15 protein-coding genes are annotated in these 12,088 nt (G+C 59.9%); 6 read left to right on the top strand and 9 right to left on the bottom strand.

Features of this window, described 5'->3' with window-relative positions:
* Window positions 1-40 precede the first annotated feature (40 nt).
* The 4 genes from QK293_RS07530 to QK293_RS07515 form a co-directional block, all read right to left on the bottom strand.
* Window positions 41-544: a universal stress protein gene (locus QK293_RS07530; RefSeq protein ID WP_282376531.1), complete on the bottom strand. Its 504-nt coding sequence runs from the start codon at window positions 542-544 to the stop codon at window positions 41-43.
* Between the two features lie 94 nt (window positions 545-638).
* Complete coding sequence (locus tag QK293_RS07525) at window positions 639-1,544, bottom strand: 5'-nucleotidase (protein WP_282376530.1); 906 nt, start codon at window positions 1,542-1,544, stop codon at window positions 639-641.
* A 25-nt stretch (window positions 1,545-1,569) separates the two neighbouring features.
* Window positions 1,570-2,526 carry a putative 2-dehydropantoate 2-reductase gene (locus QK293_RS07520; RefSeq protein ID WP_282376529.1) on the bottom strand — a complete coding sequence of 319 codons (957 nt, stop codon included), beginning with the start codon at window positions 2,524-2,526 and terminating at the stop codon, window positions 1,570-1,572.
* On the bottom strand, window positions 2,523-2,909 hold the full coding sequence (locus QK293_RS07515) for a thioredoxin family protein (protein WP_282376528.1): 387 nt from the start codon (window positions 2,907-2,909) through the stop codon (window positions 2,523-2,525). Before QK293_RS07515 ends, QK293_RS07520 begins: the two co-directional genes overlap by 4 nt.
* On the opposite strand from QK293_RS07515, the gene QK293_RS07510 reads away from it, so the two are divergent.
* Window positions 2,908-3,351 (top strand): PilZ domain-containing protein, encoded by a 444-nt coding sequence (locus QK293_RS07510; protein ID WP_282376527.1) that lies wholly within the window; start codon window positions 2,908-2,910, stop codon window positions 3,349-3,351. The two genes, QK293_RS07515 and QK293_RS07510, sit on opposite strands and share 2 nt — an antisense overlap.
* Window positions 3,352-3,479: 128 nt before the next feature.
* Window positions 3,480-4,556, top strand: a complete 1,077-nt coding sequence (locus tag QK293_RS07505; protein WP_282376526.1) for a 3-deoxy-7-phosphoheptulonate synthase — start codon at window positions 3,480-3,482, stop codon at window positions 4,554-4,556.
* Between the two features lie 63 nt (window positions 4,557-4,619).
* Here QK293_RS07505 and QK293_RS07500 read toward each other — a convergent pair whose 3' ends face one another.
* The gene (locus QK293_RS07500; protein WP_008057026.1) at window positions 4,620-4,907 is read right to left on the bottom strand and encodes a GNAT family N-acetyltransferase; all 288 of its coding nucleotides are present in this window, start codon (window positions 4,905-4,907) and stop codon (window positions 4,620-4,622) included.
* 637 nt (window positions 4,908-5,544) lie between these two features.
* Here QK293_RS07500 and oprI point away from each other — a divergent pair.
* Window positions 5,545-5,796: an outer membrane lipoprotei OprI gene (oprI, locus tag QK293_RS07495; RefSeq protein ID WP_002553018.1), complete on the top strand. Its 252-nt coding sequence runs from the start codon at window positions 5,545-5,547 to the stop codon at window positions 5,794-5,796.
* Window positions 5,797-5,920: 124 nt separating this feature from the next.
* On the opposite strand, the gene QK293_RS07490 is transcribed toward oprI, so the two are convergent.
* The 3 genes from QK293_RS07490 to QK293_RS07480 all read right to left on the bottom strand — a co-directional run bounded on the left by QK293_RS07490 (window position 5,921) and on the right by QK293_RS07480 (window position 7,949).
* The gene (locus tag QK293_RS07490) at window positions 5,921-6,892 is read right to left on the bottom strand and encodes a L,D-transpeptidase family protein (protein WP_282376525.1); all 972 of its coding nucleotides are present in this window, start codon (window positions 6,890-6,892) and stop codon (window positions 5,921-5,923) included.
* A 102-nt stretch (window positions 6,893-6,994) separates the two neighbouring features.
* On the bottom strand, window positions 6,995-7,288 hold the full coding sequence (locus QK293_RS07485; RefSeq protein ID WP_123432651.1) for a hypothetical protein: 294 nt from the start codon (window positions 7,286-7,288) through the stop codon (window positions 6,995-6,997).
* A 55-nt stretch (window positions 7,289-7,343) separates the two neighbouring features.
* On the bottom strand, window positions 7,344-7,949 hold the full coding sequence (locus tag QK293_RS07480; RefSeq protein WP_282376523.1) for an arylesterase: 606 nt from the start codon (window positions 7,947-7,949) through the stop codon (window positions 7,344-7,346).
* Between the two features lie 10 nt (window positions 7,950-7,959).
* Here QK293_RS07480 and QK293_RS07475 point away from each other — a divergent pair, with 10 nt between their 5' ends.
* From QK293_RS07475 to greB, 3 genes are read left to right on the top strand one after another with little or no spacing between them, the layout of a single operon-like run.
* Window positions 7,960-8,643, top strand: a complete 684-nt coding sequence (locus tag QK293_RS07475) for an ABC transporter ATP-binding protein (RefSeq protein ID WP_282376522.1) — start codon at window positions 7,960-7,962, stop codon at window positions 8,641-8,643.
* Window positions 8,643-11,147, top strand: coding sequence for an ABC transporter permease (locus QK293_RS07470; protein ID WP_282376520.1), 2,505 nt, complete (start codon window positions 8,643-8,645; stop codon window positions 11,145-11,147). The genes QK293_RS07475 and QK293_RS07470 overlap by 1 nt, the downstream gene beginning before the upstream one ends.
* Window positions 11,148-11,195: 48 nt before the next feature.
* Window positions 11,196-11,693 (top strand): transcription elongation factor GreB, encoded by a 498-nt coding sequence (gene greB, locus QK293_RS07465; protein ID WP_008148506.1) that lies wholly within the window; start codon window positions 11,196-11,198, stop codon window positions 11,691-11,693.
* 18 nt (window positions 11,694-11,711) lie between these two features.
* On the opposite strand, the gene QK293_RS07460 is transcribed toward greB, so the two are convergent.
* Complete coding sequence (locus tag QK293_RS07460; RefSeq protein ID WP_282376519.1) at window positions 11,712-12,020, bottom strand: class I SAM-dependent methyltransferase; 309 nt, start codon at window positions 12,018-12,020, stop codon at window positions 11,712-11,714.
* Window positions 12,021-12,088 lie beyond the last annotated feature (68 nt).

The following is a 12,088-nucleotide window of genomic DNA, read 5'->3' as shown; positions in this document are numbered from 1 at the left end:
AGACGCCGTCAAAAAGGAACAGTATTTGCGAGGCAGGACACTAACGATCCCCTTGGCGACGACGTTCCACCAGCGGCACCAGATAGACCGGTACCCGAGACAGTTGCAACACCCGCGCTGCAGTCCGCCCCAAAGGCGTTTCCGCGCCAGCACCATGGCTATGACTACCTACGATCAACAAATCCACGGAGAGTTTCTGCGCCTGGTCGAGAATCACCTGCGACGGGTCACCCTGAAGCACCCGTACCGCTTTAATTCGTTCCAGGTCGTGCTCCCCTTCGCCCCCCAGCTCTTCACGAAAGCTGTCGAGTACCCGCTGCTCGATATTGGCGATCACCGTATTCAGGCCCTGGCTGTGAAACTCGTTCAACGCCTGCTCATCGAGGTAACTCTGAAGCACCGATTCGGCGAACAACCCCATCGGTTCAACGGCGTGCACCACGTAGAGGTCGGCATTGAATGTTCGAGCCAGCGCCAAGGCATGTTGCATCACCAACGGTGCATACAGGCCGAGGTCGGTGGCATACAGCATCGAATGAATCATATGACCTCCTCGAGTGCCAACATGGCCGAGATTGATTCAGCTTAGCAGTGCCTTGGCGAGTACGACGTCCCGCGTAACGCGTTGAACCGGGGGCTTAAACCTTCTGCTCGTTGCTTATGCCATGGGGCACGTGACCGGTGGCGACCACCTCGCGGGCCAGCTCGCAGTGACCAGCCTGATCGTCGAAAAACACGTCGGCGGCAAACGCTTCGAGAAACGCCGATTTGGTCAGGCCGCCGAGAAACAGCGACTCGTCCAGACGAATGTCCCATTCGCGCAAGGTACGAATGACCCGCTCATGGGCCGGCGCCGATCGCGCAGTCACCAGCGCGGTGCGGATCGGACAGGCGTCATCGGGGAACTCGCGCTGCAACAGATTGAGGGCCGCAAGGAAGCCTTTGAACGGCCCACCGCGCAGCGGCTCGCGGGCGGCTTCGCGCTCGCTGGCCTGAAACGCTTCCAGACCACCGGACTGATAGACGCGTTCCGATTCATCGGAAAACAGCACCGCGTCACCATCGAAGGCAATGCGCAATTCATCACTGGCCGCACGGCTGGCGCCACCCGACAGAATGGTCGCCGCGGCGAACCCGGCATCCAGTGCACTGCGCACGTCTTCGGCATGCGTCGAGAGGAACAGGTCGCAGCCAAACGCCTTGAGGTACGGATAAGGACTGCGCCCGCCGACAAACGCCGCGCGGGAAATCGCCAAGCCATAGTGGTGGATCGAATTGAACACCCGCAGGCCGGTGTCGGCACTGTTGCGCGACACCAGGATCACTTCGACCCGGGCGCGGCCGAGGCGGGTGTTCAAGTTGAGGAGTTTTTGCACCAACGGGAATGCATCACCGGGCTCGAGGATTTCATCTTCGTGTTCGATCTGATATTGCCGATAGGCCTCGACGCCGCTCGACAGATAGACCTTGTGGCTTTCGCTCAGGTCGAACAGCGCACGCGAAGAAATCGCCAGCACCAGTTTGTCGTCGATCGTTTTTGCCATGCCCTTCTCCCCAAGGTTGATCGACTCAAGTGTTACGTCGATCGATAAAACTCAAACTGCGATACAAGGCTTCGATTCGCGGCAATTCGCATCCTGCCGCTTTGGCCGCCGCCAGGGGCCGGGCGTAAATCGCCTCCAGCTCCAGCGGTCGCTTGTGCAGAAAATCGTGGTACATGCTCGGCCAGTAGTCGGGCATTTTTTCGGTCACCGTGAACAGATGGTCGGCATATCCGGCCGGTACGTCGTGACCGCAAGCGAGTGCGCCTTGAACCACTTCAGCCATCAGAGCCTTGATCAGCTCCCGACTGTCGGCATCGGCCATCAATGGCGCAGTGCTCGCCCCAAGCAGCACCGACAGACCGTTGTAAGGGATATTCCAGACCAGCTTTTGCCAGCGCGCCTGATGCAGGTTCGCCATGACCTGGGAATCGATGCCGGCGGTGCGAAACAGCCGGGCGCCCTCCTCGACAATCGCCATGCGCGTCTGCTCATCGGCTGCTGGGCCACTGTGATAGCCAACATTCACTGCGCCGAGCGCCTGATGGGTGATGACACCTGGTCCGTCGCGATGGACGCAGATATAGCAGAGCCCACCGAGCACGTGCAGCGAATCGGGAAGCAACGCCCGCAAGCTGTCTTCGACTTCCAGACCGTTTTGCAACAGCAGCACCTTGGCATTCGGTGCCGCCGCTTGAACGATGGCCGGCGCCAGATCCGCATTGCTGGTGGTTTTTGCGCTGACCAGCAACCAGTCGCAGGGCGGCATGTCTTCGGCCGTCGAATAGGCCTGAACCGGATTCAACGTCAGCGCGCCGTGCACCGCACTGTCGAGTTGCAGTCCGTGCTCGGCAACGGCCGAAAACTCACTGCGCAATAGAAAATGCACATCGAAACCAGCACGCGCCAGCATCAACCCGTAGAACCCGCCGATCGCGCCGGTGCCGATAATACCGATTGTCGGTTTGGTCACTGCCCCCATCATGGCAACTCCTCTGCAATTCGACTCAACGCCTGACCCACGGCTTCATTGAGCTCGGTGCGGGTCAGGCGCGATTTTAGCGCCCCGAAGAATTCACCGTCGCGCACCACAAACAGCGCCGGCAAGTAAAAGACCTGATAACGCTCGACCACGCCGCCATTGTTCCCCGCGTCAATCCAGCACAGTCGATCAACGTTCAGATCGAGTCGTGGCAACTGCTCACGGGCAAAACGGCAACTGGCGCAGCCGACACTGGTGAAAATAACCAGCGACACACCGCTCATCGCCAGCAGCCGTTGGTCGGCGTCGAAATCATCCAGCTCCGATTCGACCACTATACTGGGGGAAACAATGTCAGATGGCCGACACATGGAGTCCGTGTTCATGGGACGTTTTATTCCTCACCCTGACGATGTGCCCGTCGAATTAACATTGCTCAAACCTGAGTGTATTTCGCGGCAACAGCTGCACACTATCAGCCTCGGGGGCATGGCTTGCAATTATCACCGGGCGTGGCGCCACGGTACGGCGCTGGAAGTGCGCATGCCCACCTTAAACCCCGACATACGTTTTCTGGGCTATGTGGCCTGGTGCCTGCGGCGCAAGCGCGGCTATCTGGTAGGCATCGCTTTTGTTGACGAGCAGATGATGTTCAGTGCCCGAATGGGCGAGCAAGTGTGCCAGATCGAGCGTTACTGCCGCCTGCATGACGCGCACGACGACCTGCAGGAAACTCAAGCCCTGGCCCTCGAATGGGTCCAGGAGCACGCCGATGAGTTCTCTCACGACACGGTTCGCAGGGTATTTGCACAGGCTGTGCTGGATTAAACCGGCGTCTGCCCATTGTCGAGCCACGGTGTAACGCGCTAAGGTTCTGCTCCCCGACGCGATTAATTTGCTGTGCTCCGCCGCGCGGGTTCGCTGGCGGCCGGCACCCGTGACCTGACGAGTAAACGATGGCTGATTTACCGATCAACGACCTAAACGTCGCCTCCAACGAGACCCTGATCACTCCCGATCAGCTCAAGCGTGATATCCCACTGAGCGACGCTGCCCTGCGCACCGTCACCAAGGGCCGCGAAGTCATTCGCAACATTCTTGATGGCACCGACCACCGCCTCTTTGTTGTCATCGGGCCTTGCTCGATCCACGACATCAAGGCTGCCCACGAATACGCCGAGCGCCTGAAGGCGCTTGCGGCCGAAGTGTCCGATACCCTGTATCTGGTCATGCGCGTGTATTTCGAGAAGCCACGCACCACCGTCGGCTGGAAAGGTTTGATCAACGATCCGTACCTGGACGACTCCTTCAAGATTCAGGACGGTTTGCACATCGGCCGAAAGTTGTTGCTGGACCTGGCCGAGATGGGCCTGCCGACCGCGACCGAAGCCCTCGACCCGATCTCCCCGCAGTACTTGCAGGACCTGATCAGCTGGTCGGCCATCGGTGCGCGCACCACAGAATCCCAGACTCACCGTGAAATGGCTTCCGGCCTGTCCTCGGCAGTCGGCTTCAAGAACGGCACCGACGGCGGCCTGACCGTAGCGATCAACGCACTGCAATCGGTTTCCAGCCCGCACCGTTTCCTCGGTATCAACCAGGAAGGTGGCGTGTCGATCGTCACCACCAAAGGCAACGCCTACGGTCACGTGGTATTGCGCGGTGGCAACGGCAAACCGAACTACGATTCGGTCAGCGTCGCACTTTGCGAGCAAGCGTTGAACAAGGCGAAGATCAAGCCGAACATCATGGTCGATTGCAGTCACGCCAACTCCAACAAGGACCCGGCCCTGCAACCGCTGGTGATGGAGAATGTCGCCAACCAGATCCTCGAAGGCAACCAGTCGATCATCGGCCTGATGGTCGAAAGTCATCTGAGCTGGGGCTGCCAGGCGATTCCAAAAGACCTCGCCGACCTGCAATACGGCGTATCGATCACCGATGCCTGCATCGACTGGTCTGCTACCGAAAATACCTTGCGCAGCATGCACGCCAAGCTCAAGGATGTGCTGCCAAACCGTGATCGCACCTGATCACCGCTTTTCGCGCACAAAAAAAACGCCGGGCTTAACCCGGCGTTTTTTTATGTGTACGGTTTACTGGCTCAGTTTGGCCGCATGCCGCTGGTGACGCTCCATGTAACGCTCCACGTAGGAACACGATGGAATGACGGTGTAGCCCATTTCCTCAGCGTACTCCAGCGCCTTCTCGGTCAAGGCTGCCGCAATGCCACGACCACGCAGTGCGTTGGGCACGAAGGTGCGATAGATATCCAGGGTCTGTTTCCCCAGATCCATATAGGTCAGGTAGGCACGATGACCGTCCACATTGGTCTCGAACTGATGACCAGCCTGGTCATGGTGGATGGACAACGCCTCGCTCATCACTACTCCTCGCGGGTCTGGAATTCTGACCCCTACCTTACCGATGTTTTTCCGGCGAAGAAACATCTACGCCACCCCGTGCCTGAGTGGACACCGAGAAGAGCCGCACCCATCTCGCGCAACCGAGCACGTATCAAATAGTAGGCACCATTGGCAGAAATGCTCAAGGTACGCTCGTCATCACACGGGTTGGCGGGTGCTGCTCCGGGTTACGCAGAGACGGCTCGACCAAGATCTCTGAAGGTCGATAGCCTGAACATTGCCGGATGTTGAGACTTAAGACGAGCGCCCTTTGTTAAAGTCACCTGAACATGGAGAAAGATATGAGAGGCGCCACGCAAAATCCGAACAAAAGTGTAGACGAATCCATCTAGACAGACTTTAGCCGAGACTCGGAAAAGAGCTGTGAGCGCGCGGAACCTTTCTTCGGCGGCTCGCTCAGTTCGGGCCTCCCAGCTGGATATTTTTTAAACAATGCAGTTAAAAGTTGCTCGAAAAAGAATCAACGCCTACAATTTTTTTTGCTTCTTGCTATACGTCAGTTTACTTACGACAAGTAATGGGTAGTATGTACGCCGGCTATTTCCTCACTCTGAGGAGACAGCTACTTAATAGAAAGTCCTTGAAGGGGAACACGATGAACAACGTTCTGAAATTCTCTGCTCTGGCTCTGGCCGCAGTTCTGGCTACCGGTTGCAGCAGCGTATCGAAAGAAACAGAAGCACGTCTGACAGCTACTGAAGACGCAGCTGCTCGCTCCCAGGCTCGTGCAGACGAAGCTTACCGTAAAGCTGATGAAGCTCTGGCTGCTGCTCAAAAAGCACAACAGACTGCTGACGAAGCTAACGAGCGTGCTCTGCGCATGCTGGACAAAGCTAGCCGCAAGTAATAATCCTTAGGGATTGTTATCAAGCCGACCCATTTTTTGGGTCGGCTTTTTTATTGCCCGGCGTTTTGTCCAGGCCATAAAAAACCCGCCGGCGCAGTCAGCGTCGGCGGGTTCTGTTCAAGCATTACTGCAGCGGGTCGATCGGTGCACTCGTCACCATCGGCGCCGAGGAATTCGGCACTCCGATTTCCACCGGCAGGCCATCTTCGGCGGCAACCACGTCGCGGACCACATCCCAGTTCATACGCAGGTTGTTGGTGATGTCCTCACGCTTGAGCATCGCGTTGATCACCGCGGTGTGCTTGTCGACCACAGAGGGGTTGCCCTTGTCGTCCAGCGGCGTGTGCGCTTCCAGATACACCTTGCCGCCACTGACACCGAACTTGTACGGGTCGCTGATAATACGCACCGACGTCCCAACCGGAACCATGCCGGCCATCTCCAGCACGTTGTTGTTGAACATGCGGAAGCAACCATGACTGGTGCGCATGCCAATGCCGAACTTCTTGTTCGAACCGTGGATCAAGTAGCCCGGAGTGCCCAGCGTGAACTTGAACGGCCCCAACGGGTTGTCCGGACCGGCCGGCACCACGTTCGGCAGCGGATCGCCGTCAGCGGCGTGCTCGGCCTTGATCGACGCTGGTGGGGTCCAGGTCGGGTTCGGCGTCTTGGCGATGATGCTGGTATGGGCAATCGGCGAGCCCCAGCCTTCACGGCCGATACCCAGCGGGAAGGTGTACACCACGTTCCGGCCTTTCGGGAAGTAATAGAGGCGGTACTCGGCCAGGTTGATGACGATGCCTTCACGCGGGCCCGGTGGCAGGATGAAGCGCGTCGGCAGCACCACTTCGGTGCCAGCGCCCGGCAACCATGGATCGACGCCAGGGTTGGCCGCGACCATTTCCGAATAGCCCAGATCGTAGGTGGTGCCAAGGTCGGCGAAGGTGTCTTCGTACTTGGCCTTGATCACCTGGACCTGACCGATGATGTCTTCACCGGGCGGTGGCAGGGGCAGCTCCAATGCTGCTACGGGACCCGCCACACAGAGGGCGGCGAGAGACAGGTAGCGGGTGACGGCAGGAAAGCGCGGCAACATCCGGAAAATCCTTCGCATGATCGACAAGGGTATTAAAACGGGATTGTACACCGGCGCCTGGAAAATCGGGGAGTTGACCGATAGCAAGCAATGTATCGGGTACTAAAGCTCGAAACGCAGCTCAGGCCAGATCGGCGATGTACCGCGTTTTTGCGATTCCAGAATGGCCCGGCACAGCGAGCACAGGCGCTGGTCCTGGAACACTCGGCGTTCGACGCTCGACCAGCGCGGTTGTGCTGGCAGCAGGCTGCCGCATAAGGTCCGGTCCGCCGAGCCGCCCAGCTCCAGCTGACGGGTCACCAGATGTACCCGCACTTCCTGGCAGGCGAACAGATCCAGCTGTTCGTCAGGCTCGATCAGTTGATAAGCAAAAAGGGACCAGGCAGGACGTGGCATCGGGGGCTCCAAATCGGGGCGCCACCTTAGCCGAAACACCGCCGCTAGAAAAGCGTCAAAGCAACGGTTTCAGTGTCGGCCAGACATTTTCCAGCAACTTGTCCTGAGCCCCGGCAGCCGGGTGCAAGCCGTCGGCTTGCATCAAGTCCGGGTGACCGCCCACGCCGTCGAGAAAAAACGGCACCAACGGGATCTTTTTCTCGTTGGCCAGCGTGCTGTAGACCTTCGCGAAGGCCTCGGTATAACGAACGCCGTAGTTGGGTGGCAATTGCATGCCGAGCAGCAGCACCTTGGCGCCACTGGCGCGGGAGCTGTCGATCATCGCCGCAAGGTTTTGTTGCAATTGCGTTGGCAGCAATCCGCGCAGGCCATCGTTGCCGCCCAACTCGAGGATTACCAACTCAGGCTTATGCTCTGCAAGCAGCGCGGGCAGGCGCGCCTGGCCTCCGGCACTGGTGTCGCCGCTGATGGACGCGTTGACCACTTTATCGTCGAAACCTTCGCGCTTGAGCCGTTGCTCGAGCAGGGAGACCCATCCCAACCGGGTATCCAGCCCGAAACCCGCGCTGATACTATCGCCAACGATCAGGACTGTACCCGCCGCTGCGTTCTGGGCCATGCACATCAAGGCCAGGCCAGCACTCAAAAACCACACACGCATCGGATTCTCCATGGGCGCAAGTATTCTCACCGCGAAGAACCTCAGCAAAGTGGTTCCCAGCGCGGAAGGTGAACTGACTATCCTGCACGAACTCAGCCTGGAACTGAACAAGGGCGACAGCCTGGCCATTGTCGGCGCCTCCGGTTCCGGCAAATCCACCCTCCTCGGCCTGCTCGCCGGCCTCGACCTGCCGAGCAGCGGCGACGTCACCCTCGCAGGGCAAACCCTGAGCGATCTCGACGAAGACCAGCGCGCGCGCATCCGGGCCGAGCATGTCGGTTTTGTGTTCCAGTCCTTTCAGCTGCTCGACAGTCTCAACGCCCTGGAAAACGTCATGCTGCCGCTGGAACTCGACGGCCGCAAAGACGCCCGTGAACGCGCCACCGAGCTGCTGCAACGGGTCGGCCTGGGCCAGCGGCTGACCCATTCGCCACGCCAACTTTCGGGTGGCGAACAGCAGCGCGTGGCGATCGCCCGTGCGTTTGCCGCCGAACCCGATGTGCTGTTTGCCGACGAACCCACCGGCAACCTCGACAGCCACACCGGCGAGCGCATCAGCGATCTGCTGTTCGAACTCAACCAGGAACGCGGCACCACCCTGGTGCTGGTGACCCACGACGAACGCCTGGCACATCGCTGCCGGCGCCTGATCCGCCTTGAAGCCGGCCTGCTGGTCGCCCCTCTGGAGCCTTGATGGCACGCCTGCCACTGCTGCGCCTGTTCAGTCTTGCCATCCGCCAACTGCTGCGCGACGCCCGCGCCGGCGAGTTGCGGGTTTTATTCTTTGCCTTGCTGGTGGCTGTCGCGGCGAGCACCGCCATCGGTTACTTCGGTGCCCGCCTGAACGGCGCCATGATGCTGCGCGCCACCGAGTTTCTCGGCGCTGACCTGTTGCTGGAAGGCAGTTCGCCGGCACGGCCCGAACAGATCAAAAGCGGCACGGAGCTGGGTCTCGAACACGCTCAAGTGGTGGAGTTCTCCAGCGTCATCGCCACTGACAACGGCATTCAGCTGTCCAGTATCAAAGCCGCCGATGAGGTTTACCCACTGCGCGGTGAACTGAAAAGTGCCCCGGCGCCCTTTGCCCCGGAAGAACCCGGCGGCGGACCGAAACCCGGTGAAGCCTGGGTCGAAGCGCGACTGCTGACCGCGCTGAATTTGAAGATTGGCGACAGCATCGATGTTGGCATACGAACCCTGAAGCTGGCGCGAGTGCTGACCTACGAACCGGACCGCGCCGGCAACTTCTACAGCCTCACGCCGCGAGTATTGATCAACCTCAGCGACCTCGCGGCGACGGGTGTGGTGCAACCCGGCAGCCGGGTCAGTTACCGCGAACTCTGGCGCGGTAAAGCCGAGGCGCTGGAAACCTATCGTCAATTGATCAAACCCGGCCTGGCCCCCAACCAGCGTTTGCAGGATGCCCGCGATGGCAACCGACAGATTGGCGGCGCATTGGGCAAGGCCGAGCGTTACTTGAACATGGCCAGTCTGGTCGCGGTTCTGCTGTCCGGTGTAGCAGTGGCGCTGTCGGCGACGCGCTTCGCCACCCGCCGATTCGATGCCAGTGCATTGCTGCGTTGTCTGGGGCTGTCCCGGCGGGAAACCATGGTGCTGTTCAGTTTGCAACTGACAGTGCTCGGACTGCTCGCCAGTATCAGCGGCGCCCTCATCGGCTGGTTCGCGCAGCTGGGTTTGTTCGCGCTGCTGCATGATTTATTGCCGACCGACGTTCCGCCGGGCGGTCTGTTTCCAGCCATCGCCGGGATCGGCACCGGGCTGGTGGCGCTGGCCGGTTTTGCCTTGCCACCACTGGCTGCACTGGGTCGCGTTCCGCCATTGCGGGTATTACGTCGGGACATGTTGCCGATTCCTTCCAGCACCTGGATGGTTTACGGCGCGGCATTGGGCGCCCTTGGGTTGATCATGTGGCGTCTGAGCCTGGACCTGGTGTTGACCTTCGCCCTGCTCGGTGGCGGTGTGATCGCGGCGTTGGTGCTTGGCGGTTTGCTGTTGCTGCTTCTGAAGAGTCTGCGCCGAATGCTGGCGCGCGCCTCTTTACCATGGCGCCTCGGACTGGGCCAATTGCTGCGTCATCCGCTGGCGGCAGCGGGACAATCCCTGGCGTTCGGTTTGATTCTGCTGTCCATGGCGCTGATCGCATTGCTGCGGGGCGAGTTGCTGGACACCTGGCAGAACCAGCTACCGAAAAACGCGCCTAACTATTTCGCGCTTAACATTCTGCCGGCGGACAAACAGGCGTTCATCGATCGCCTGATCAAACTGTCGGCGCAATCGGCGCCGCTATACCCGGTGGTACCTGGACGGCTGATCAGCGTCAACGGCGAGCCGGTACAGGAAATCGTCAGCAAGGATTCGGCCGGTGATCGAGCGATCCAGCGCGACCTGAGCCTGACCTGGGCGGCGGATTTGCCGGCGGGCAACAAACTCACGGCGGGCAACTGGTGGGCCGAACAGACGCCGGACGAGATTCCCGGCGTATCGGTGGAAGGCAAAGTCGCCGAAAGCCTGAAACTCAAGCTGGGCGATCACCTGGTGTTCACCGTCGGCGGGGCCAATCGGGAAGCGAAAGTCACCAGCCTGCGAGACATCAACTGGGACAACTTCCAGCCTAACTTCTTCATGATCTTCCAGCCCGGCACGCTGAAGGATCTGCCGGCGACCTACCTGACCAGTTTTTATCTGGCGGCGGGTCATGATCAGCAGATCGTGGATCTGTCGCGGGCCTTCCCGGCGGTGACCATTCTGCAAGTCGAAGCCTTGCTCGCACAGCTGCGCAGTATCCTCGGTCAAGTCACCCTGGCGGTGGAATACGTGCTGTTGTTCGTGTTGGCGGCGGGGATGGCAGTGTTGTTTTCAGGCTTGCAGGCGACGCTCGATGAACGTATTCGCCAAGGCGCATTGTTGCGAGCGCTGGGGGCTGAGCGCCAATTGTTGGTCAAGGCCCGGCGGATCGAGTTTGGTTTGCTTGGGGCGGTCAGTGGATTGTTGGCCGCGCTGGGCTCGGAACTGGTGAGTTTGGTGCTCTACCGCTACGCCTTCGACCTGCCCTGGCATCCGCATCCGTGGTTGTTGATACTGCCGTTGATCGGCGCCGTGCTGATCGGTGGTGCCGGTGTATTCGGCACTCGTCGGGCCTTGAACGCCAGCCCACTGACAGTCCTGCGCGAGGGTTGATAGACTCAAACACTCTCGTTCACAAGAACCCAACCACAAGAAGTTGCCATGAGCCGTTATCGCCCTCCCCGCACCGCTGGCACCGCGCTGATCACCCCCGAAGGTGAAGCGCGGATGCGGGCCGAGTTTCATGAGCTCTGGCATGTTCGGCGGCCGCAGGTCACACAGTCGGTCAGCGAGGCTGCGGCACAGGGCGATCGCTCGGAAAACGCCGAATACACCTACGGCAAAAAGATGCTGCGCGAGATCGACAGCCGCGTGCGCTTTCTCACTAAACGGCTGGAAGCGCTCAAGGTCGTCAGTGAGAAGCCCAGCGATCCGAACAAGGTCTATTTCGGCGCCTGGGTGACGATCGAAGACGAGGACGGCAAAGAGTCGCGCTATCGCATCGTCGGGCCGGACGAACTGGACCTGAAGCAGGGCCTGATCAGTATCGACTCACCGCTGGCTCGCGCCCTGATCGGCAAGGCGCTGGACGCGGAAGTTAGGGTCCAGACACCGACCGGCGAGCAATGCGTATATATCGTGGCGATCGACTATCTTTGAGCCGCAGCGTTCTAAGCTTCAGCGGCGTGTAATCAGCCCCTGCCGGGCCACGCGAGTCAGTTGTTTGATCACTTCGGGGGCATCCTCGAGACGGGGCGATTGAATCACCGCCAGATCGAAACTGTCGCTGGCAAATCGAGCCAGCGATTCACCGTCTTCGACAAATTGGATCAGGAAGGCGGCAGGCCCACCGGTGCGACGTGGCCAGCCATCGAGATAACGCAAGAGTGTCGGCTGATGTTTGCCGCCAAGCAGGATTTTGGGATTGCGCTGGGTGAGATGTGCCGTGATCGGCGCGGGGCGTACAACAGGGCTTAATGCATTCATCGTGTCGTGTCTCTGCCTCAAAAGTCTGCATGGCAGGTGAGAGGCAACACCGAACCAGCGCTTTAGCG

This window comes from Pseudomonas sp. AL03, from assembly GCF_029960815.1.
Classification (GTDB): Bacteria; Pseudomonadota; Gammaproteobacteria; order Pseudomonadales; family Pseudomonadaceae; genus Aquipseudomonas.
This window is presented reverse-complemented; position numbering and strand designations above follow the sequence as displayed.